Origin of the sequence: Noviherbaspirillum malthae, assembly GCF_015352985.1 — a bacterium.
GTDB lineage: Bacteria > Pseudomonadota > Gammaproteobacteria > Burkholderiales > Burkholderiaceae_D > Noviherbaspirillum > Noviherbaspirillum malthae.
This window is the reverse complement of the sequence record NZ_JACYXF010000049.1, coordinates 1-21,522: the sequence shown is the minus strand read 5'-3', so window position 1 is coordinate 21,522 and position 21,522 is coordinate 1. Positions and strand designations below refer to the sequence as shown.

Annotated in this window: 17 protein-coding genes; 8 read left to right on the top strand and 9 right to left on the bottom strand. The window is 52.9% G+C overall.

What is annotated here, in order from left to right:
• Window positions 1-163: 163 nt before the first annotated feature.
• Window positions 164-721, top strand: a complete 558-nt coding sequence (locus IGW03_RS28380) for a hypothetical protein (RefSeq protein WP_194725889.1) — start codon at window positions 164-166, stop codon at window positions 719-721.
• A gap of 123 nt (window positions 722-844) precedes the next feature.
• Here the strand turns inward: IGW03_RS28380 and IGW03_RS28375 are convergent, their stop codons facing one another.
• Entirely contained in the window at window positions 845-1,165 is a 321-nt protein-coding gene (locus IGW03_RS28375; protein WP_194725888.1) for a hypothetical protein, read from the bottom strand.
• A gap of 266 nt (window positions 1,166-1,431) precedes the next feature.
• Between IGW03_RS28375 and IGW03_RS28370 the strand changes: the two genes are divergently transcribed.
• Window positions 1,432-1,719 (top strand): HU family DNA-binding protein, encoded by a 288-nt coding sequence (locus IGW03_RS28370; protein WP_194725887.1) that lies wholly within the window; start codon window positions 1,432-1,434, stop codon window positions 1,717-1,719.
• 60 nt (window positions 1,720-1,779) lie between these two features.
• Here IGW03_RS28370 and IGW03_RS28365 read toward each other — a convergent pair whose 3' ends face one another.
• On the bottom strand, window positions 1,780-2,265 hold the full coding sequence (locus IGW03_RS28365) for a hypothetical protein (protein ID WP_194725886.1): 486 nt from the start codon (window positions 2,263-2,265) through the stop codon (window positions 1,780-1,782).
• Between the two features lie 195 nt (window positions 2,266-2,460).
• Between IGW03_RS28365 and IGW03_RS28360 the strand changes: the two genes are divergently transcribed.
• The 3 genes from IGW03_RS28360 to IGW03_RS28350 all read left to right on the top strand — a co-directional run bounded on the left by IGW03_RS28360 (window position 2,461) and on the right by IGW03_RS28350 (window position 5,480).
• The gene (locus tag IGW03_RS28360) at window positions 2,461-2,952 is read left to right on the top strand and encodes a hypothetical protein (protein WP_194725885.1); all 492 of its coding nucleotides are present in this window, start codon (window positions 2,461-2,463) and stop codon (window positions 2,950-2,952) included.
• A 178-nt stretch (window positions 2,953-3,130) separates the two neighbouring features.
• Window positions 3,131-3,565, top strand: a complete 435-nt coding sequence (locus tag IGW03_RS28355) for a PACE efflux transporter (protein WP_194725884.1) — start codon at window positions 3,131-3,133, stop codon at window positions 3,563-3,565.
• 331 nt (window positions 3,566-3,896) lie between these two features.
• Window positions 3,897-5,480 carry a hypothetical protein gene (locus tag IGW03_RS28350; RefSeq protein WP_194725883.1) on the top strand — a complete coding sequence of 528 codons (1,584 nt, stop codon included), beginning with the start codon at window positions 3,897-3,899 and terminating at the stop codon, window positions 5,478-5,480.
• 1,078 nt (window positions 5,481-6,558) lie between these two features.
• Here the strand turns inward: IGW03_RS28350 and IGW03_RS28345 are convergent.
• Complete coding sequence (locus IGW03_RS28345; protein WP_194725882.1) at window positions 6,559-8,235, bottom strand: DUF4214 domain-containing protein; 1,677 nt, start codon at window positions 8,233-8,235, stop codon at window positions 6,559-6,561.
• Window positions 8,236-9,574: 1,339 nt separating this feature from the next.
• Between IGW03_RS28345 and IGW03_RS28340 the strand changes: the two genes are divergently transcribed.
• Complete coding sequence (locus IGW03_RS28340; protein ID WP_194725881.1) at window positions 9,575-9,835, top strand: hypothetical protein; 261 nt, start codon at window positions 9,575-9,577, stop codon at window positions 9,833-9,835.
• 79 nt (window positions 9,836-9,914) lie between these two features.
• On the opposite strand, the gene IGW03_RS28335 is transcribed toward IGW03_RS28340, so the two are convergent.
• The 4 genes from IGW03_RS28335 to IGW03_RS28320 form a co-directional block, all read right to left on the bottom strand.
• The gene (locus IGW03_RS28335) at window positions 9,915-13,067 is read right to left on the bottom strand and encodes an error-prone DNA polymerase (protein ID WP_194725880.1); all 3,153 of its coding nucleotides are present in this window, start codon (window positions 13,065-13,067) and stop codon (window positions 9,915-9,917) included.
• A gap of 11 nt (window positions 13,068-13,078) precedes the next feature.
• The gene (locus IGW03_RS28330; protein ID WP_194725879.1) at window positions 13,079-14,572 is read right to left on the bottom strand and encodes a Y-family DNA polymerase; all 1,494 of its coding nucleotides are present in this window, start codon (window positions 14,570-14,572) and stop codon (window positions 13,079-13,081) included.
• Entirely contained in the window at window positions 14,511-15,305 is a 795-nt protein-coding gene (gene imuA, locus IGW03_RS28325) for a translesion DNA synthesis-associated protein ImuA (protein ID WP_194725878.1), read from the bottom strand. The genes IGW03_RS28330 and imuA overlap by 62 nt, the downstream gene beginning before the upstream one ends.
• Before the next feature lie 364 nt (window positions 15,306-15,669).
• On the bottom strand, window positions 15,670-15,996 hold the full coding sequence (locus IGW03_RS28320; RefSeq protein WP_194725877.1) for a hypothetical protein: 327 nt from the start codon (window positions 15,994-15,996) through the stop codon (window positions 15,670-15,672).
• Between the two features lie 292 nt (window positions 15,997-16,288).
• Between IGW03_RS28320 and IGW03_RS28315 the strand changes: the two genes are divergently transcribed.
• Complete coding sequence (locus IGW03_RS28315; RefSeq protein WP_194725876.1) at window positions 16,289-17,008, top strand: DsbC family protein; 720 nt, start codon at window positions 16,289-16,291, stop codon at window positions 17,006-17,008.
• Window positions 17,009-17,730: 722 nt separating this feature from the next.
• Here IGW03_RS28315 and IGW03_RS28310 read toward each other — a convergent pair.
• Together IGW03_RS28310 and IGW03_RS28305 are read right to left on the bottom strand one after the other, a co-directional pair.
• A complete protein-coding gene (locus tag IGW03_RS28310) occupies window positions 17,731-18,501 on the bottom strand; it encodes a TraX family protein (RefSeq protein WP_194725875.1) in 771 nt (256 codons plus the stop codon).
• A 35-nt stretch (window positions 18,502-18,536) separates the two neighbouring features.
• Window positions 18,537-18,953 (bottom strand): hypothetical protein, encoded by a 417-nt coding sequence (locus IGW03_RS28305; protein ID WP_194725874.1) that lies wholly within the window; start codon window positions 18,951-18,953, stop codon window positions 18,537-18,539.
• Window positions 18,954-20,034: 1,081 nt separating this feature from the next.
• Between IGW03_RS28305 and IGW03_RS28300 the strand changes: the two genes are divergently transcribed.
• Window positions 20,035-21,261: a replication initiation protein gene (locus IGW03_RS28300; RefSeq protein ID WP_194725873.1), complete on the top strand. Its 1,227-nt coding sequence runs from the start codon at window positions 20,035-20,037 to the stop codon at window positions 21,259-21,261.
• Window positions 21,262-21,522: the final 261 nt, after the last annotated feature.

Genomic DNA, 21,522 nt, shown 5'->3' with positions numbered 1-21,522 from the left:
TTGCCTACCATATCGCGCCCTACTCATTGCTGAACGACTAAATCACATTAAGGCCGAGTTATAGCATGTTTCCAACAAGAAAGTATGGTAACAATTCGTACCAAAGAACTTTAGCGTTAGAGTTACAAACCAAGGCGCATATCACCGTAATCCTCGCAATAACATGGCAAAAATCACAACACAGGGTTTAGAGTATGAACGGGCGTCCACCCTCGAGGAGACACTCATCCGTATTACCGAAGCGGCCCAGAAGGCAGGTGCTTCAAGTCTGCCTATGGCTATTCAGATGGCTGCGCAGGAAGCGCAATACTTCACGACCTGGCCCGATGATATTCCGGCGGGTTCCATCGGATGGTATGGGATTGATCTGGACGGCACCCTCTCCTACTTCGACGAATACATCAGTGAAGCCCACATTGGAGAACCGGTACCGGCTATGGCCCAACGAGTACGTGAGCTGCTAGCCGAGGGCAAGGACGTTCGCATTTTCACCGCACGCGTGGACGGTGGTGAGGTAGCGATCGCCATGGGTAATCCTGAAGGCCACAAGTATCGTGACGTCGACCGTATTCGGAGAATCATCCAAGACTACACAGAGAAGCATTTCGGAAAGCGACTGCCCGTCACGAACCGGAAGGACTATGGAATGATTGAATTATGGGATGACCGCGCCCGTCATATCGTCACCAACACTGGGAAGCCATGTTGTGGATCCATATGAGGAAGGCCTCAAGAAGTGCCCGACATCCGTACAACTCTGGAAAGCCTCTCGCTAGCGCCCCGGAGGGTATTCCACTAGAAGGGGCGGAATGATCCGCCCCTGCGCGATTAGAAAGCCACTACATTATTTCTTCGCTGCGGCCTTTTCTTCTGCAGCGTCCTTTTTTGCCTCAGCGACCTTCTTATCCGCTTGGGCATCCGCCTTGGCGGATTTTTCATCTGCCTTAGCCTCAGCCTTAGTTGCCTTGGCATCGGCCTTCGCTTCTGCTTTGGCGGCCTTCGCGTCAGCCTTCACATCGGCTTTAGCAGCCGGTGTAGTCACGGTCGCAGCAACGGTGGAAGTTACCGGTACAACAGGTGTAGTCGCCGTAGCGGTAACGGCCGTTTGAGCAATAGCTGCAGAAGCGAATGTACCAACGATCAGAGTAGCCAGCAGGTTTTTCATGGAGGTTCCTTTTTATGTAGTCGTAATAATGGGTACTGCATCTCCATAAACGCAGCGTACTTGGACGTGATGACGTAAAAGATGTAAGCCGTGTAAGGATTTGTTATGCCATAAAGACATCTTTTTGCACGGCAAGGCGACGAATAGAGGCCACATTTTATTGCTCTGAAGCAAATATAGGCCTACAATTGACCGTCTATAAACAGGCAATCGCAAAACGATCACTGTTTACAGTACCCATTTTGAATTCATGTCTGGAGATTAGATTGAACAAGAGCGAAATCATCGACAAGATCGCTGGCGACCACGAGTTGACTAAGGTAAAAGCAAAAGAAATCGTCGAGCAAGTGTTCGGCTTTGTGGGTACCGACCTCAAGAAGGAAGGCCGTTTCTCCTTCCCCGACCTGGGCACTTTCACTGTGTCTCAGCGCGCTGCCCGCACCGGCCGCAACCCGGCTACTGGCGAAACGATCAAGATCAAGGCATCCAAGAACGTCCGTTTCAAAGCAGCGCCGGCTCTCAAAGACCTCGTCGCCAAGGTCAAAGTGAAGTAATTCATCTACGGGCGGCATCTGTCGCCCTACCCTGCAGGCACAAGGTTTGTGCCTTTGGTCTTAGACCCGCCACCTGCTCCGCCAGTTATAAAAGCGATCGACCACCTGTTTTATCTCCTCTAGTTCTTCTGCAAGATCGTCAAGGCTGTACCTTGTCTCTTTTTGAGGCGCAGCATTCGGTAGTCCCGGGGAGACGTTTACTACTTCCTGGGCTGCCGCCAAGGTGCCCCACCGACCGTGAACAAACGAATTCCGGCTGATTCGCACTTCATCCATCTTTGCGTGCCAGGCCTTCAGCTCCCCTATGCATTCTGCCTCCGTCGAGAACTTGTGCTTGACTACGTCTAAGAGCGCATCGAGCTTTGCCTTGAAAGACAGCCTCGCTATTAGCGGATTCACTGCTTCCACATCCTGCCCGCCAACCAGGTTGCGCAAGCACAATCCAAGATTGAATTCCATTCTCGATAAGGCAAAGACGATCTGACCGACCACCTTTGACGCCTCGATTTCAAGTTCTTCCTGTGTAAGAGTCGCTTTTTCTGGCATGGGATTGCAGCGCTATAAATATAGATAAACTGTTTGGACTATAGGTCTGTACTTCTGGAACGGTCTATCATAGGACCATGTCTCAAGTTCTGCCATGCCTAACTTCGGCCCGAATTACTCGCCGCAACGCTATGCCAATCTGAGAATTAAGCGGTTTTGTTAGAATGCATCTTTCTTAACAGCGAGGTTCATAAAATGGCCCGTGTACAATCTGCTGCAAAAGTTATTCAGGACGAATTGAGTCAAGCGCGCAAGGCCGTAGCCTTCTATGAGAAACGCATAGTGGATCTGGAAGATATCCTTGAGACGCTCCGCGGTATCGATGCTCCTGTAACTGCATCTCGTGGACGCCGCGGCGCCAAGCAGGCTGCTCCGGCAAAGTCCTCATCACCTAAGACGGAGAAGGCGGCTGGCCGTGGCACGAAGAGCGCAAAGCTACCGTCGACAGGGAAAGATTTCTGGCCGAGCTTGATCAACGAGACGCCTCAAACCCCAGCACAAATATTCAAAGCAGCACTTACAGCGTTGCGTATCCGGCCGAATCCCGAGGATCGGAAGAAACTTTCACAGAGAATGGCCAATGCACTGAGCGTTCTGGCTAAGAGCGGTGAAATCACTGCCGAAGGTGGACGCCGTACTCGCCTTTACTCCAAGAAAATGGGTAACGTCGCAGCGAGCGAATCGTAATCGCTCAAGCGATAGGGGCGGCGCCGATCGTCCCAACCACCTACCACAACGACGTGCCGCCGGCCCATCCCGACTCACGCCACTACAAATGTTGGGATGCTCCTGACAAAGGCGGCTTGTTATACCAAGTGAAGTTCAATCTACAATAGCGGCCTATAAGAACTCATGGGATTAGGTAGTGCAAGGGCTCAAACGAAAGATCGTATACGTCGCAACCTTCGAGGCCATAGCGGTAGCAATCTGCGCTGTGGCATTTACAGCGATCTCGAATAAGGATTTCGCCCACGCTGGGATTCTCTCGGTTGCGACCTCCTTGGTTGCAATACTGTGGAATCTAGCGTTCACCACATTGTTCGAAGCATGGGAAAAAGGCCAGGCCCTACGCGGGCGAAGTGTCAAGCGTCGGATCGTGCATGCGGCTCTATACGAGGGCGGCTTGATTTTGATGCTGGTGCCGCTGATAGCATGGTGGCTCGAAATGACGCTCGTGCACGCATTTGCCACGAATCTCGGTCTTGTCGCCTTTTTCTTGGTCTATGCTTTCTGCTTCAGCTGGTGTTTTGACCGAATTTTCGGATTACCCACGTCTGCCGCGGCTCGTGAAGCAGCGTGATGGTCGCCACCAGGGGAACACCGATTCCCGGAAAAATTCCGTCGCAATTTTTCCCATATACCTAATTCGTCCATCGACATACGATCTCCACTCCACCCACCACTTTGGAGAAAACGATGTCGAAAGCGAAACATATCTCTACGCCCCCGCAACAGCAGCAAGCGAATCACCGAAGCAATATGCTGAATCGCAATAAGGGGACTCCTGGCACGAATCGGACCAATGCTCAGGTCAACGGGAACCGCGGGAAACAACTCAACCCGAACCAAAAATAACGCCACGGGCTCCAGCACACCTACTGGAGCCCTCAAAACCAAAATCGATTGCCGCAATGGTTACTGATATAGCCTTCCCCACCCTCGGCGAGCTAGTAAGTTTTATCTACGACGCCACCGGCGTACTGACTAGTAAGCATGCCGATGACATCGGCCTTACCGACACAGATATACGTACGATCAACAGGAAGCTAGAACGTCTAGCCGATGAAGAGGGAAACATCAACGCCGCACTTGGTGAATCCCTAAGAACGCTCGCAGGCATCGTGGCCGGGACCATACCCGATCTGCGAGTCGTATCTGCCATCGGCGACGTTGTACTTGGTGTTCTAGATTGCTATCGTGACAATCTCAGGGAAGAAGGCACCTATCTAAACAAATCCGGAACAGTTCGATATCTCATCGCTGCCCATGCAGCAGAATTAGTCACTGCAGTAGTAACAATGACCGTTCAACGGTACAACATAGGGGCGCTGAAGTACATCACTCCGGATTGCCCTGATTGGTACCTGCCGTCCATTTCTGGAAATTCCATTGAGTCACCACTCGAGAAAACCCTGCGATGGGCTTATAAGGTCTGTGACACAACCCAGACGCACTTCCATTATCCTGGTAGGTCTTCCCTTACCGACGATATTGTCGCCCGGCGAAACTACGACAGCGCAACCAAGTGGTTGCAAGGTACCGTCATACCTACCTGGTCAGTGCTGTACTGGAATATCAAAACTTCCTTTGAAAAGATGGCGGCCTGCAAAGCCCCAGAGCATCGACGAACGATTGATGGAAAAGTGCAAGACAGCATCATCACTGCGCTATTTATAGCGCGAACCAGCTCCTACATTTCGAGGGAAATTGTCACACACTACGGTATTGATTTTCTGGACCGATTGGTTAAGCAGTGCCGGCAATACAGCCACTGGATTCGACAAGACTCGGCCGCGATTAACAATAAGGTCACATCGGTACTCACGGCGAGTGTATATGCTGAAGCAATATCCGACCAGGTATGGCGAAGGGAATCTGATGCTTACTGGCGAAACCATTACGAGCGCACCGTCGTTTGCGAAAGAGTCCTGATGCGACATATTCAAGAGCGAAATGACGGAGCAGATCTGACCGATCTCGTGCCACCGCTGGTTGAGCGGTTCGGACCGTTGGTGGTTCATTCCCTTATAAACAGATTGAGTGCAACGCGACGCGACGAGATGCCGAATCAATTTCCGCAGTTGCTATTGACCGGGCTGGAGTTGAGGAAGAACCACAAAATCAACGTTGAATTGATTGACCAGTACACGACGGAGTTGCGTTCGTTCGGTGTGGAAAGGTATGTTCCTTGGATGGAGCCGTGGTTGCGCGGAGTTCTGTGCTACCGCGAGTCCGATTATTCTGCGGCATTCAAGCACATTGAAGAAGCCTTCGAGCTCTCAAAATACTGTGCCGGTGGCAACCTCTACAAACTGGTTAACCTCTATGTTGAACTCGCGGCAAAAATGGATAGCTGGATGAGTTTTAAAAAAGGCGTTCAGTGGGCAGACTATCTAGGTTTCGAGATTAGGCACATCAGACACGCCAATGCTAGTGAGGAAAGCATGCGCTCTGCCTTTGCTCTATTCCAGACGGTGCGATATGGTGATCTCTGACTAACATCCTATGTTGCGATATTGCGTTCGTGCTTCTAATAACTGTATATCGCCTTGGCTTCTCTCAGTAGCAGCTGACGCTTTTTTCTGGCTTTCTAGTCGTGCAATCTCTGTATCGAGTACATTGCACTTAGCCTTCCCCCTCGAATCTAGTCTTGTCCGCCTTGAGGCTTTATCAAACTGAGTCTGGTCCATGCCAGTGAGAGGCTTGACAGCTTCGACAAAGGTTTCATGCCTCTGCTCACGCGCTACATCTGCTCCGATACGCTCTTTACCGGTCACCTTATTCATGCCACGTGTAGGCTGAATCGTTAGGCGCTCGGCGCCCAAGCATGGCTGATCGCTATAGATTACTTTGCCGCTTTCCTCACACTTGAAGACGCTACGGCTGGCCGCAGGAAGCGTTGTGGTCTGTGCTGCCGCGGTGCCTTGATGGACTAACGCGATGCCAACTATCGCAAGAATGACGGCGTGTAACTTGGGGAGTCGGCGCCGGTGGCGCTGCCCGCATCTGATATGAGGACTCATTAGTATGGCCGGGTTTCCGGTCCATTTCCCTCAACGACAACTCGAATAGGGGCCGGCCAAACGATTGGTGCGCCGTTCACCGGATGTTTTAGGTCACGAAGCGCAATCTGTATTGCCTTTGCCAGATCGTCCGCAGAGAGCGTTGTTGTGGCTAGGTCAGCCTCCGAGATACTGGCATGCACGTTCATTGAAGTCATCATTGTTTGGGATGGCTTGTGGAATTGAAGAGAGGAATTAGGGATATACAGGCCGCCCTGGTACAGCAAGCAGCATACGAAGATCAACAATCCGGCGGCTGGCGAAACGTTCACTACACCCTCCGGACTCGGAAACGTCTAAATGGTGCAGACGGCCGCCGGGCCTGAGATCATCGACCGCTACAGATTGACCACGGTGCGTCTGTAGAATGCGTATGAGGTCATCGATGTTGGCGCAGGCAACAGTCTGGTTGGAAGTTTGTAGTTCGAACATTCGCAATAAGGTTTCTACGGGATTGGTGGGTGCCGGCGGCTATGCCGGTCACCTACACTTTAAATACCCCTGATAGCGATTACGCTACGGGAATATAGTCAAAATGACTCTGGACAACACCGACAAGCTCCACGTTGGCTCGGTTCTCGGCACTCTCGCTGAAACTCATCAACACTTGCGCTCTCGTCAATGTACCGCCATTGAGTGCGGCTTCCCAATGTGCTTGCCCTGCCGCATCCGGTGCGCGGTTGAGGACGTTACTGTAAAGGCGCGTGACGAACTCCGTAGTTGACGGATTTGCGCCGTAAAGTGTCTGGAACTCATTGGACCCAATGAAGCTTGCAGCAACGCCAGTAAGACTCAAACCATTGCCCATGTGATTGATCCAAAAGTTTAGGCCAGGCTGGTCTGGAGCACGGTCAAAAGCTGCTTGGTATAAGCGGTATGCCTGCGCCTCGCTGCCATTGGCACCAACTATCACCTGAGAACGGTTTTCGACGCTCTCGCTGAACCCGAGGAGGATTTGAGCCCTGCTCACCCCGTCTTGCAAGGCCTTCTCCCAGTAGACCGCACCAGACGCATCAGGCTCTCGGTGCAGCACATTTTTATAGAGCAGCGTGACGAAATCCTTGTTCGATAGATTTGGCCCGTATTTGCTCTGGAATTCAGGAGAGTTGATGAATCCGTACGCAACGTCGAGGAGCTGAACACCCTTCTCCAACTTATCCATCCAATATCCGATGCCCGGCAAATCCGGTTTGCGATCGAACGCTGCCTGATACAACCGGTACGCCTGTCCCGCTTGTGCGTTTCCGTCAAAGGCCACTGCTACATCACTGAACTCAATGCGTTCCACATTGAACAGCTTGTCGATGTCAGTGCCAGTCGCATTATTCTTCACTGTGATGCTGCTGCCGTCGGACGTAATCGTATAGTCAGCCTTACGCCCGGCATAGATAGCGCGGTCAATCGCTGCCGTACCGGTTACGGTATCCGCGGCCGTACCAGGGATGAACGTCCTTCCGTTGTTTGCCACCAGCACCTTGGAGATAGAAAACCCTAAGTCCTTCATGACCGCCAATTCGACATCCAGCTCTGTGGCCGATGAACCAATCGCAGGGGCCATTATCGCGTTACCAAGTGCGACAGCAGTATCATCGATATGGTAGATGGCCGAAGCGGTTCCTGTGAAGCCGATAAGGGGAACTTTGCTGCCATAGATTGCAACTGCATTCTCACCAGTGAAATAGGGTTTGCCGTTCTCAATCGTGATAAAAGTATCGAATACCGATTGGTATCCATCAGGTAGCGCACCCGTGGTTTTGTTACGAAAGCCGGACCAACCCAGCGTATGTAAGACTTCGTGCCTCAACAGTTCATCGGTAACCGCTCCATTGAAGGAGGACGGATCCGCAGACCACGCGGCGAGTAATTGCATGAAGCTGCGCGATAATGTGATTGTGGCATCGGCAGCCGCCCCGTTGGCATCCACACCGGTAATTGCCTCTTTCTCAGAGACGCTTTGCACTGTAGCGCGCGTAGGCCCCAGCGTAATAGGCAGGTAGCTACCACCTGCAGATGCAGTCGGCCGGTCGTAGGACATAACGCGGATATCCACATCGATCGTTGCATTAGGTCCGCTTATGAAGCGGCTCAGGTCCGCGGCGACAGTATTCAAGGCCTTCTGCACCTGAACACTGCTGTTTGCATACTCGCCTGTGTTGTCTGTGTAGCTTGCAATCTTTAGCTGAATCATGCGACTTTTCCGTTTATCTGTTCTTATGTTGCTTGGTGCTGCCGTAGATTAGGCGTGCTCCACTATCTAACCGAGCCTCCACCATAATCTTCCCAGCGCTACCTTCACCTACATTTTCCGCCGATACCGTACATCATAAATAGCGCCTAGTCGCACCAAAACACAGTCATTTACAACTCCTGATGTCCTCAAATAGCTTCGTAATCCCACAGTTATGGGAAACCGTAACTATTTTTCCAGGCACCACAGTAAATGAAGTATTAGGTCAATCTTATTACGGCGTTTCGAGCGCGCAACCCTGAATCAAAACGATAAAAGTAACCTCCCTAGATTACCTTCCTTTGATTGCAGGGCTACGACAAAACCTCGTCGATTTTGAATGCGATTTACGCTTGACGGCTTGTAGCGATACTCATGCGAAACTGAGCGCCTGGCAGTGACGCCGTTCAATGCGTTCCTTCGGCTAGCTGAGACCATACGCGTCGACCGAGACCATAGCGGTCTGTCCGTTCAGATGGGCATTCCTAACATGGGGCTACATGCTGCCCTACGCCGCTGGAGAGATGAATATCGATGCTGACCAACGGCTCTGCTATTGAGCAGTCCGCCGTTTAGCTCGGCGTCGCGCGATCCGTACGTGAGAGATTGAAACTTCTACAATTTCCCTTTCGTGCTCTACGTAGATCGTGGCCGGCTTTCCGCTCAGCTTTTCCAGCAGCACACAATCCTTTGTGTATTTGACTATCCCAAACTGGCCATGCTCCAACTCCTGGCCAGCCTTCAATAACGACTTCTCAAACATTTTGCAATACCAATCCAAGGTCTAAACGGCTTCAGCTATCTCGAATAAGCTATCCCGTGCAGACAGCCCTTTTGCGCATTCCGGTGCCCGCACGCCGCCGTCGATCCCGTCGATCCCTAGTTCTACCCAATGTCCGCCGCGGATAGTCCATTCGCCACAGTCATAAATCGGTCGCGAGTCGAATAGGTACCAGCAGCCGCCGGCGTCCATAGCCATATAGCGGGCAACAAAATTCGATGGCAGCCTAACCTGCGCGATACCGAGCTCTGCAGGCGTCTTTACGGTTATTGAGGCGAGTTGATTTTCTGCTACGGTCATACGACGGCGGTGAAATTTGATGCAACGTACAGAAAACCGCGCATCAGACACAAGATACAGGCAGCGAAACTATTGCCCATAGGAAACTATATCATCTCAGGTTTACGACTGACATTCAATGCGCACGCCAAGGAACGACCTGCTCTACCCTGTTCGTAGCCTAGCGGTGTTGCTAATATGCGCCCCCAAGACGTTGAAACGTGTGCCAAAGGAAGCAAAATGGTGGAAATCGAGTATCAGAAAATTGACAGTCGCGTCGTCGTGCGTTTCAAGCGGGAATACATGTCCAGTGCGCTAGAACGGTCGTATATGGCCAATGAGCTAATTGTCATTGTTCCGGAAGCTCATCTCGAAGACATCCAGGCAGATTTCGGTCTCTATTCGAATCTTCCTGAGGTTGAGCAACGCAAATTTATAGAACGTTTGCGGCTTCTTCCGCATTACACCGGCCGGATATTGGAGAAAAAAGACGCTGCGTAGCTAGTGTTTTCCCGTGAATTCTTTCCTATCCTGGGATCAGATGATCGACACAGGACCGCTTGGTATCGTCCGTAGCAAGTCAGTGGAAATCCCGGCTCTTGATGTTGTTGAGCGCACCCAGCATAGCCGTGTGGTCAACCAATCTTTTTGCTATGAGGTGGGTTGATGCTCCATCGCGCTGCCAGACGCCATACACAGTAAGCAGTGTCGCGTTCAGCACCTCTTTCTTCTGCTTCTCCACCAGACTCGGCCAAATGATGACCTGCGTTGTGCCCGTCTCGTCCTCAATGGACACGAACATGACGCCATTGGCTGTGCCAGGGCGCTGGCGGCCGGTGACAATGCCTGTGGTTCTGGCCAGCTTCCTGTCAGGGAAGGTTTGCAGCTCCTCAGCCGTGCTGAGGTTCATTGCGGTGAAGCGTTCGCGCAGCAACGCCAGCGGATGCCGCCGGAGCGTCAGACCAGTGCTGTGGTAATCGGCGACGATCTCTTCCCCTTCCGTCGGCGCCGGCAGCTCCAATGCGTCATCATGGATCGGAGCATCGCGTAATAGTTTGGGCATCGGTTTCATACCGGCCACTTCCCATGCCGCTTGACGCCTGTGGCCTGCCAGCTCCACCAGTGCATTGGCCTTGGCCAACGCTTGAAGATCGTGAGTCGACAGACTCGCACGCTTGGCCATGTCTTCAACACTTGAAAATGGACGCATGGCACGCGCCATCGCGATGTTATCTGCCCCTTCTACTGACAGTCCCTTCACAAGCCGCAGGCCTAATCGCACAATCGGCTGCCCGCTACCGTCTCCGGTGTAGCCTTTTCGTTCTTCGAGCGTGGCATCCCATTCGCTTACTGTAACGTCGGTCGGACGAACCTTGACTCCAAACCGTTTCGCATCCTGTATCAACTGACTGGGCGTATAGAAGCCCATTGGCTGGCTATTCAACAAAGAGGCGAGAAAAATCGCTGGCTCGTGACATTTGAGCCAGGCGCTCACATAAACTAGCAGTGCAAAGCTCGCACTATGGCTTAACGGAAAGCTGTACGATGCGAACGCCTCGCCGAATTTCGCCATGCGCCTCGCATAGTCTTCGGAATACCCGCGCTCAAGCATGCCGGTGACAAGCTTGCCGGTATATTCCTCGAGCTGTCCTTTCTTCTTCCACGAACCCAAGGCACGCCGCAGAGCATCCGCGTCGTCGGCAGTGAAGCCGCCGCACGCCATGGCAAGCTGCATCAGCTGCTCCTGAAAGATCGGGATGCCCAATGTCGGCCCGAGAATCTCCTTCACCTCCTCGCTGGGATAGTCGATCGGTTCTAGTCCCTGCCGGCGGCGCAGGTAAGGATGCACCATCTCGCCATGGATCGGCCCCGGCCGAACCAATGCGACTTCCACTACCAGGTCGAAGAATGTCCGTGGTTGCATGCGCAGTAGCATGGAGCGTTGTGCCCTGGATTCGATCTGGAAAACCCCTACGGTCTCGCTCTTGCAGATCATGTCATAAGTCGCCGGATCCTCGCTCGGCACGTCCTGCAACGTGAACAGTTCGCCGCGGCGGTCGCTGATCATATCCAGCGCCCGGCGAATTGCGGAAAGGATGCCGAGGGCAAGAATGTCGACCTTGATAAACCGGAGTACCTCGATATCGTCCTTGTCGAATTCAATGACGGTCCGATCCTCCATCGCCGCATTCTCGATGGGTACCAGTCTGCACAGGCTGTCTTGTGCGATCACAAAACCGCCGACGTGCTGCGACAGCTGGCGTGGAAAGCCTAGAAGCGTTTCACTCAGTGCCACAAGCTTCTTGACGATTGGCGCCTCAGGATCAAGACCATGCTCGCGCAGGCCTTCCTGATCGATACTGTTGCCGTTCCACCAGTTCTGCGATGAGGTCAGCGCGTTCAGTTGGGCGAAGTCCATTCCTAGCGCTTTTCCAACGTCTTTGATGGCGGACCTTGGCCGGAAAGTGATGACGGCGCCGGTGAGCGCAGCGCGGTGGCGGCCGTAGCGGCGGTAGATCTCCTGAATGACGATTTCCCGCTTTTCGTGCTCGAAATCGATATCAATGTCAGGCGGCTCGTTCTTTCGGCTCCTGCTGACAAAACGCTCGAACAGGAGATTCATGCGCGACGGATCAACTTCCGTAATGAACAAGCAGTAGGCGACCACTGAGTTGGCCGCGCTGCCACGTCCTTGGCACAAGATGCCCTGCCGGCGCGCAAAAGCGACGATATCGCCTGCCACCAGAAAATAGACTTCGAACTCCAATTCTTCGATCAAGGCCAACTCATGGAGAATGAGTTCCTGAATCTTTGCTGGTATTCCGTTCGGGTACCGCTGGGATGCCCCCTGGTATGTCAGTTTGCGCAAATGGCTCGTTGGCGTTTCGCCGGCGGGCACGATATCGTCGGGATAGCTGTAACTGATCTCGTCCAGGGAAAAGGTGCAGCGCGCTGCAATCTCCAGTGTCTGTTCAAGTAACGGACGTGAGTAAATCTGTGCAAGCCGGATTCTCTGCCGCAAATGCTGTTCGGCATTAGGGTGGAGTTCAAGTCCACACTCGGCGATCGACTTGCCAAGACGGATGGCGGTAATCGTGTCATGCAGCGGCTTCCTTGAACGCACATGCATGTGGACGTCGCCGGCGGCGACCATGGGCAACTTCGTTGTATTGGCCAGAACGGTAAGCCGTTCCTGCCACATGTCGTCGTCCGGCATTTGCTGCAACTCCACCGCGATCGATGCACGGCCTGCAAACGCGCTGGCGACCCAAGCCGCCTGCTCCATCAAAACCTCGTCGGGCTGCGCTCGATCGCCAATATACAAGGCATAGCAACCCATCATGTTGCGCAAATGCGCCGCCCCATGTCTTGGCTTTCCGTTGAACAGAATATCTTCTCGGCGGAGAAGGTATGTACCCTTGGGCGCTCGCCGGCGTCCCACTGTCAGAAGTTCTGCAATATTCCCATACCCGTCCCGATTCATTGCCAGCAACACTAGCTTGAGACCACATTCAAGGATAATTTCAGTACCAATGATCAGGTGCAGTCCATGCTTCTTGGCCTCGACATGTGCGCGCACTACGCCAGCGAGCGAACCCTCGTCTGTGAGAGCCAGCGAGGTGTAACCAAGCTTGGCCGCACGTGCAACCAGCTCCTCGGGGTGCGAGGCACCCCTGAGAAAACTAAAACAAGACACGCTGTGGAGTTCAGCATAATCTAGTAAGGAAAACATCTACGCCGACCCTACGCAAAAAAGCCGTGCAGAAACCAGCCCGGTTCCTCGTCGTCCGCACTGATCCTTGCTCGATAAACCCAGAGCACAAGATGGTCGGATTCATTGAGCGCAACAAAATAGTCGCGGGCGATCACATCGTCATCCCACCATCCTGTCTCGATGCGCTCGGGCCCAATCAGCAGTCTCAAAGGCGCACCATAGAATGGTTTGTTATGGCGAGTGACAAGCGGAATTGGCGTTTTGAGCAACCAAGTCGGCCGCGGCGGGAAGGATGCACCCGACAGGCCACTCTTGCTGCTCGCGCTCTTAGTAGGTAATGGAGGCATATGGGCGGTGCACTTCTCTGGCCGGTGGTCTGCGGTAATTGCAATGCGAGTCACGGCATCAGGACCGAGGCGGCTTGTTAGACGCTCTATCAGGCGGCCCAGCATCTCCGACTGGCTGGCCGCCGTCGGAAACAACTCCGTGTTCGGTGCCGCACGTTCTTCGAGTTCGTCAGCCGACAACGTCATTTCAATTACTGACGATTCCAGCACGACTTTGGCGAGATGCTCTTTCATCAGGAGCGTCAGATGCTCGAGGTCGCGACTCGGTGCTCCAAGTTTGATGTCAATCCGGGACGTGGGACTTTTCCCGTGCCGAACGGTCTCATGGTGCAGCAGCAACGAAAATTGGGTAACGGCACTGAAACGGGCAGTAAGAAACCCCACCATCTGCATCAGCAGACGTCGCGCAGACTGTAAAAGCAGTTCCGTCGTTTCGACTCGGGCACCAAGTTCGATACGTTGGCAGAACCGTTCCGGTGCTTCATACCACGCCATCAGTTCCGGTTCGCTTCCGAAGCAACGATCCAGATCAATCAACGCAGCCTTGCCGAATCTCTTGACAATGCCGTTGCGTGGAAGCTTCCTGAATTGACCAATCGTCTTGCAACCTATTGCCTTCAATGTCTCGGAATGAGGGACGAGCGGCTCGATCAGCATGACGGGCAGTGCATCGACGACGTTCGTATACATGTCCTGATCTGCCATGACACCATCGCTGCATTGGGCAATCCACCAGGCGGCCGTAGCAGTCGGCGCCGCGGCGATACTGGCCGTCAGCCCGAGTTCTAGGAAGCCATTTCTCAGCCGGTCGATGATCGCGGCTACACCGCCAAATAGTTTGAGACTCGCCGTGACCTCAAGCAGCAGTCCAGCCGGACGCAATGCGACCTCAGGGGTAAATTGAAGCGCCCACAAAGCTGCCTCGGTCAATGCTTTTTCTTCCGCCTCGATGTCACGAGGCACCAGTATCACGTTCGCGGAGCGCGTGCGCGCGCCAGCCTCCGACATGCCGGGAGTGATGCCGCCTTCTTCTGCACAAGAACTTACCCATGCAACTCGCTTAGATTCAACGATGGCAAGTGGGACAGTGGCTCGCAGGTTCCCCTGCAGTGCCTCAGGCCAGCGTCGGAACGCCAGATCGAGAGGCAACTGGGGATGAAACGAGGCTATCCACATGGGGTGTCTCAACAGGTACGACAACGCTGCGCTGGGCGCGATCGAGCGCACGCTTCATTGAAGGTGGAAAAAACGCGGGCAGTAGAACAGGTGCAGCTGCGGACGGTCCCCGTCGTTTGAAAACGTCCACGGTGAGCTGACCAAACGGCGCAGGGTCGCACTGCAGGCGTAGCGGCGCTGGCGACGGCTCGTGCCTGGTATTGGCTGGACGAAGAATGAATGTCAGTCCGTCAGCGCTGACTGCGGCCACCTGCAGCCGACGTAAATGCTCAGCTTTGGCCGTCGGATTCCAGCTGATCAGTGCCCCTGCACTTCCACTCTTGAGAATCTGCTCGGCTGTCCATAAGCGATCCGCAGGTTTCTCCGCATTGACGATCAAAACGTTCCTAACTTCGATCCCATACTGATCGAGTGCGGGCGCAATCAAGTCATAAGGAGAGCCGAGCAGGACAATGGCTTTGCCGGTCTGAGACAGCGATTTCAGTGCGGGTGCCAGGATCCGGAATTCGCCGCCGCCTTGGTATCCCCAAAGGATCTCGGTAAGCGCCGATACATTCCAACCATGGCCGGGCAATTCTTGGTCTAGGCCGGGATAGCCAGTAGAGATTGTCGACACTCGCGACCGGCCGAGGGCGTCACCCCGCCATAGCGAGTCCCGCAATGACTCTGCCAGCGCAAAAAACCGGTCGCGCTTCTCTGTTACTGTGCTGTCGCTTCCCGATAAGATTGACAAGATTGCCTCTTCGATAACAAACTATTATTTCCTAAAACGAACACATGTGTTTTTATACAGTATTTACGGCAGTATAGCGACGCGCGGCAAGAAGTAAACCGCCTTCCATCCTCATTCGGCCATCAATGAATCCAACATTGGTGGGAATTTGAGCAAAATCGGCAAAAAGAGGGTTCAATCGGCCAAAAAGGCGGTTGGTCTTGGAAATTGAATTTATAGGTACGAAATTTTTATGTCGCTGCTGCGACACATCCTGGACGGCGTCTATGCACTGCCGTCAATAACCTGTTTGCCTAGCTGGGAGGAAAGCTTTTTAGGCGAAGTGGAGATAGAGCGCGAATCAACTGACTCGCGCCCTACTTCATTATTCGCAAATTTGCGCGGTGGAGCGCCTGTCCAAGGGAGGCAGATATGTTTTTAGCTCTCGAATACTGAGCCCAGTCTCTTCATGTGCACGTATGAGCAGGGCATCCGAAATAGCCGTACGGCCGTTCCTTACCTTGCTGATGAACGGCGCTGATGTCTCAAAAGCCTTGGCGAGCGCTGCGTCGTTCTTCAACTGCATAGCAGCCAACAACAGGTTCAGAAATGCATCCCCATAACGTGCCAACGTCCGCATATCAATCCGATCGGACGCATTCCTTCGCGGCCGCGGGCGCGCATTTATTTCTGTAACGTGCAAGGGGCTCATTCTTGTCTTCTGTGATCGGGAGCGTTGGTCTAGACGCATAGATTGGTGCGTAGTGGATTAGCATTCAACATTACCGATGCAAGACACCAATGCGATTTCAAAAGGTATGCAATTTCAGTGAACTATATGAGTGCGCCAAATGACATCTCGGATATCAATGGGTGTTTGCTTGATACCTGCGAATGGCGAGATCAGATTGGTAGGAGCAATTAACGGTAGAAAACCGGACGCTTTCAGCGCTTGAGGCGATAGCTGCCATGTTCCAATGAATCTTTCTACTTCGGTGCTCCAGATGAAAACTTCGCTTACATCTTGCCTGGCATTTGCCACACTCTCCCTCAGTGCTTCCCTCACCTACGCGAACCCGGTCTTAGACAGTGCTCGCAAGAATATTGAACCACTATTGGGCGGCGTACCGATCGAGGCTGTTAACAAGTCGAATCTCGCAGGCCTGTATGAAGTGGTGACACCGCAGGGAATCGTCTACACCGATGACAAGGGCGGCTTCGTAATCTTCAACGGAACTGTCATCGACTCGGCTACAAAGGAGAACCTGACGCAGAAGCGCATTGATCAGCTGGGTGCTTTCAAGTTCTCGGAACTGCCGCTGAAAGATGCTATCAAGACCGTCTATGGTAATGGGAAGCGTGTTATCGCCACTTTCGAAGATCCAAACTGTGGCTACTGCAAGAAGCTGCATTCAGAGCTGGGGCAGTTGAAGAACGTCACGGTGTACACGTTTCTTTACCCTATTCTCTCTCCCGATTCCCTTGCGAAGTCGAAAGCAATTTGGTGTTCCGCAGATAAGACAAAAGCGTGGAATGATTTTATGGCATCGGGCAAAGAGCCGATTGCGAAGAGCGACTGCGAAACTCCAATCGACCGTAACAAGGCCCTAGCGCAAAAATTGCGCATTAATGGCACTCCAGGCCTCTTCTTTACCTCGAATAAGCGTGTTCCGGGTTATGCACCTGCACCGGAGATTGAAAAGATGCTTGTTAGCTCGAAATAGGTACCGTAATTCACTGCTGTACCTATTCAAATGAAAGTTGCGAGGCCGACTACGATATGACGTCGCTGACAGCTAAGGAGGTTTGGGCCTCCTTAGGTCCCACAGTTGCCAATCATGAAACGTGCAATAGGCATTGCGACTATCATTGCTCCACCCTCTGTCACGCTTTTTCTCGGCTCCTACGAGAGAGAAGTCGCGGCCACGCTGCCCGAGCAAAACCTACATTAACACCTTGATTTTAAAGGATACCGACTCTCAAAAATCTCATAGTTCCATGGACAATTTGTAGAATAAGAGAGCTCTTCATCACAGGAAGTTGAAACAATGCCAAGTACACATGTCACTTTGGCACTCTTATACTACAGATGTGGAAGTGGGAGTCGAATCACCAACTTCATTTGGCACTGTAGTGGTTAGAGGTCTATAGCTGAGAAATGCTCCTGCCAGCAGAATGCCAGTTACAAGGCTCATCCAAGTCGGCCCACTACCCCCTGTTGAGACCTGTCCACCTGGGCATACAAAATCAAGAAGGAAATATAAAGCCCCGAACAACATTGCTGCTGCGAGGTACTTGCTCGAGCCACGTGTAGCAGCTGCAGTGTCTTTGCTCATGATAGTCGCCGACATGGAAATGTCCTCCTTGGTGAATGTTGAAAGCCAACGATAAAAGATCGGCGCTTCCACTCTTTGCGCCTGCTTAAAATTTGTGCAGCCAAGTGTACTTAGAGGTATCGCATTAGCCCAAGCAAAAGTACCAGATGGCCGAGATAGCCAGCGAGGAAGAAGTGCCTTGGCAAGAAACGTCGATTAGTCATCGCGGGATATCGAGCCTGCCGCCAGCCGATAAAGCTGACCATCAACCCGGTGATGAAATAGCCGGCTCCGAGTATCGGATCGGCATCGAAGCCCCACAAAGGAACGAGAGCGAGCACAAGCCACCACAGGGAAAATCTCGCGCTCAAGTAGAAGCCAAGTCCAACCAACAGCCCGAAAGGACCAAAGGCTCCTATTTGTAAGAACGGCCCCGCTAGATGCAATACGAGATAGAAGGCTATTGCTGCAGCAAGGGCATGTACTGGTCGTTGCAAGCTGACGACCTGGATTATCCAGATCAGGATGCTCAGTACGAGAAACGAAAATAAGATATTTACGCCGCCAGGCAGGCCTAGCGCTGCAAAATACCTCTCGAACGTGATGCTGAAAAACGGCTGCGTGATGATGGCGGCGATGCCTATGATCATGATACGTCGCCAGTGCATCCGCCCCGATTGCGCAGCAAGAATTGCCGAGACTGCGAGAAACGTTGGGAAAGCTATTGTTCCGATAATGACAGCGAGGCGAGGTGGCGCCTCTGGATGAAACGCCTTCGCCCAGTGGTCACTCAACATGGCAAGGAACGCAATGACCCGCAACAGGTCGGCCTGAAGGGCGTTCAATGCGAGAGGTCGCGGATTTACGCGCCCTCCTGGCTCTTTCTCGGAATCGTTTGTCACTGCGTTCTTGCCTTCCTGTATTGCAAACTTTTCCGCTACCGAGATGCGAGCACACCCATTTCTTCACCCTCGGTGATCACTGCGGTGACGGTGCTGTTCACGGCATAAGTAGCGTCGATGATTTTGTAAGCATACCCGTACGGATTAACACCAGACTCGATAATGCGGCGTATCTTCGCTGGCCGTCCGAAGTACATCAGTGAACCGCCCTGTTCCAAGGAGCGAAGTCGAGAAGACGTCCACACGTTATTGCCGGTGATCGTATTGGCGTTTGCCGTCTCAGAACTACCTGCTCTGAAAGCAATCGAGAACGATGTGCTGCCCGCCGAACCAATATCGAATCGCTCATCATCTGCTTCTGCATCCCCAAGGGTCGGCTCTGACCACGGTAGCTCAACCAGATCGTGATCCGTAAATTCGACGTACGTTACCGATGCGCGATAGTTTTTCATTTGTATCCCTAGCTTCAACAGCACCAACCTACCTCATTTTCTTCGTGATGCAAGTCGACTTTGTAAGGGCGGCTAACGGCTATTCACTCCAAGAAAAATGAATGCTGCGCTTTTTTGTACCTGATTTGCGGCCTATGGCCCTTCCCCAGAGAACAAAATGCTCGCATTGCGATGAGCGAGAACAGCTCGACGCCTTGAGCCGTTTATTCCAGGTAGCAGGGAGTTACATCCGGTAGAACCATATACAGTCATTCGCCTCGACTTCCCGAAGCATATTCCACCGAAAGAAAACACTGATCGCCCCTTCTCGACCTAATGGTCATAGTTCGGGTGAACGCTTCATCCTTGACGGTGAAACTTTAGGGTAACTCTCCAGCGCTTTGCATGCCTACGTTGTTCGTTTAGGGGAACACTCGGCCACATTTTTGTCTGCAACGGGTGCTTTGCCCTTGCGGGGTGCTTTGGCTCGTCCATACCGAAAAAGGTGACCTATCCATTCGGGTTCCGTACCCGATTTGGTGACCTAAGCGGGTGAAATTACTCCCAGTAAGCTAATAACTCGGAGTAAATTCCGAAAAAAATAGGTCCCAAACATTCTCACCCCCTGAATTGGCACCTTCTTGGGTGTTGGATTGCTGTTGTTGTATTTATTAACAACAACATCTTTAACAACGTTTACACACTGCAATCCCAGTATCCATGCGGGTTTCCGGCCGATTTGGTCACCTTATTGGGTAGGAAAGGTCACTGTTTCGGGTATTAGGTCACTGTCTGAGGTATGGGAAAGGTCACCGTCTTGGGTAGCGGTTTACCCGTTATGTCACCGTTTACGGTGCATAGGTCACCTTCTGGGGTACGAATAGCCAAAATTCGCCATAAGTCACCTTCTGAGGTATGAACAGGGACATTTCGCCATAGGTCACCTTTTGAGGTATGAATAAGCACATTCGCTATAGGTCACCATCTCGGGTAACCGTGTTGCCAACGGTGAGTTTTTTTGCAAAGGTCACCTTTTACGGTATTCCTATGGTGACTTATGTGGGCTATGATCATTGAAACTGATAAACCTTGCTTAGCCAACATGACTAAACCACCGCAACTACCTACTCCGCGCGAAGAACTGCGCAAGGCGGTCGAGGCGATTCATAGCAGTGGCAAGCTCTCGCTTCTGGAACGTAAGCTCGTCAATGTCCTGCTGCTCAATGCCTACGACTCATTACCGCACAAGCGCATTCATTCTATCCCCGTGTCGATCCTGATGCCGATGGTCGGATGGGAAGACAGCCAGAACCAGCAAGCGCTGAAGGTGGCCCTCAAGTCCGTGCAGGCCACGCAGATTGAGTTTGACCTGTTCAATCGAAGCGGGCCGTCACCGGCATGGGGCGTGATGTCGCACCTCGCATCCGCCGTGATCAAGGATGGCGTCTGCGAATACGAGTATTCGAGCAAGTTGGCAGAGTTGCTGGCCAATCCGGCGACTTACTCGATGATCAACCTGAACGTACAGCGCATGTTGTCATCGCACTATGCGCTGGCGTTGTATGAAAACTGCCAGCGTTTCATCGGAACCGGTTCGACCGGCATCCATACCATAGATACCTGGCGCAAGGTGCTCGGCGCCGATGCTCCGCTGTATGACACGTTCAAGCGCTTCAACGAACGGATCATCAAGCCCTCGGTTGACGAGATCAACAAGCTGACCGATATCACGCTGACGTTCGTGCCGTCGAAGAATGGGCGCAACGTCGTCGGCTTTTCGTTCGAGGTGGTCGCGAAGAATGCACAGCAATCGGCCCTGTTCCAGCAGAGCGACTACGAAGCCGAACTGGCCAACTCGGAACTGTGCAACCGCCTGATGGCGCTTGGCATTGCGCAGCGGCTGGCCGTGCAGTGGCTTGGCGAGGATTACGAAAAGGCGCGCAAGGTCGTCGAGCAGGTCGAGCAGAAAGCGCACTTGGGCAAGATCAAAAAGAATGCAGCCGGCTATGCCCGCCGGCTGTTCGAGGACGGCGTGATCGAGGACGCGCAGATCATCAAGGAACAGAAGCAGCGGGCCGCGCAGGAAGTTGCAAAGGAAAAGCAGCAGCGGGCCAAGGAAGATGCGCAGCGCGCGGAGACCGTGCAAAGTATGAAGCGCATTTCGCCAGAGGAGCGGCGTGCATATGCAGCCAAATTTATGAAAACGGCACAAGGCAAAGACGCACGCTTTAACGAAACCACCGGCAAGTTCGCCGGCATCCATGCTGCATTGTTCACTGCCTGGCTGCGGGAACGCGTGGTCGCCGGAGACCGCGCCAACACCGCTTGATCAGCTTTTATGACGAAAGACGTATTTGGAAGCAATGCCAAGGAAGCTGACAAGGCGTTGAAGCCGCACATCAAGAAACAGGACCTTGACTCCGCTGAGGTATCGTCAAATGTTGTGGATAGACGGTGATTGATCAGGCGGCGGCCAGCTGCTGATGCTCACGAACTCCATCGACAAACTTCACTCCTCGAATCACCTCTGCCAGCCAGGTGAATCCCTTCAAACGCCGGAACGATTGCTCGGCGCAGATAGCCAGCTTGA

Coding starts and splice junctions, on each gene's coding strand:
- IGW03_RS28380 (WP_194725889.1), top strand. CDS start 164: ATGGCAAAAATCACAACACAGGGTTTAGAGTATGAACGGGCGTCCACC.
- IGW03_RS28375 (WP_194725888.1), bottom strand. CDS start 1,165: ATGAAAAACCTGCTGGCTACTCTGATCGTTGGTACATTCGCTTCTGCA.
- IGW03_RS28365 (WP_194725886.1), bottom strand. CDS start 2,265: ATGCCAGAAAAAGCGACTCTTACACAGGAAGAACTTGAAATCGAGGCG.
- IGW03_RS28360 (WP_194725885.1), top strand. CDS start 2,461: ATGGCCCGTGTACAATCTGCTGCAAAAGTTATTCAGGACGAATTGAGT.
- IGW03_RS28350 (WP_194725883.1), top strand. CDS start 3,897: ATGGTTACTGATATAGCCTTCCCCACCCTCGGCGAGCTAGTAAGTTTT.
- IGW03_RS28345 (WP_194725882.1), bottom strand. CDS start 8,235: ATGATTCAGCTAAAGATTGCAAGCTACACAGACAACACAGGCGAGTAT.
- IGW03_RS28340 (WP_194725881.1), top strand. CDS start 9,575: ATGGTGGAAATCGAGTATCAGAAAATTGACAGTCGCGTCGTCGTGCGT.
- IGW03_RS28335 (WP_194725880.1), bottom strand. CDS start 13,067: ATGTTTTCCTTACTAGATTATGCTGAACTCCACAGCGTGTCTTGTTTT.
- IGW03_RS28330 (WP_194725879.1), bottom strand. CDS start 14,572: ATGTGGATAGCCTCGTTTCATCCCCAGTTGCCTCTCGATCTGGCGTTC.
- IGW03_RS28320 (WP_194725877.1), bottom strand. CDS start 15,996: ATGAGCCCCTTGCACGTTACAGAAATAAATGCGCGCCCGCGGCCGCGA.
- IGW03_RS28315 (WP_194725876.1), top strand. CDS start 16,289: ATGAAAACTTCGCTTACATCTTGCCTGGCATTTGCCACACTCTCCCTC.
- IGW03_RS28305 (WP_194725874.1), bottom strand. CDS start 18,953: ATGAAAAACTATCGCGCATCGGTAACGTACGTCGAATTTACGGATCAC.
- IGW03_RS28300 (WP_194725873.1), top strand. CDS start 20,035: ATGACTAAACCACCGCAACTACCTACTCCGCGCGAAGAACTGCGCAAG.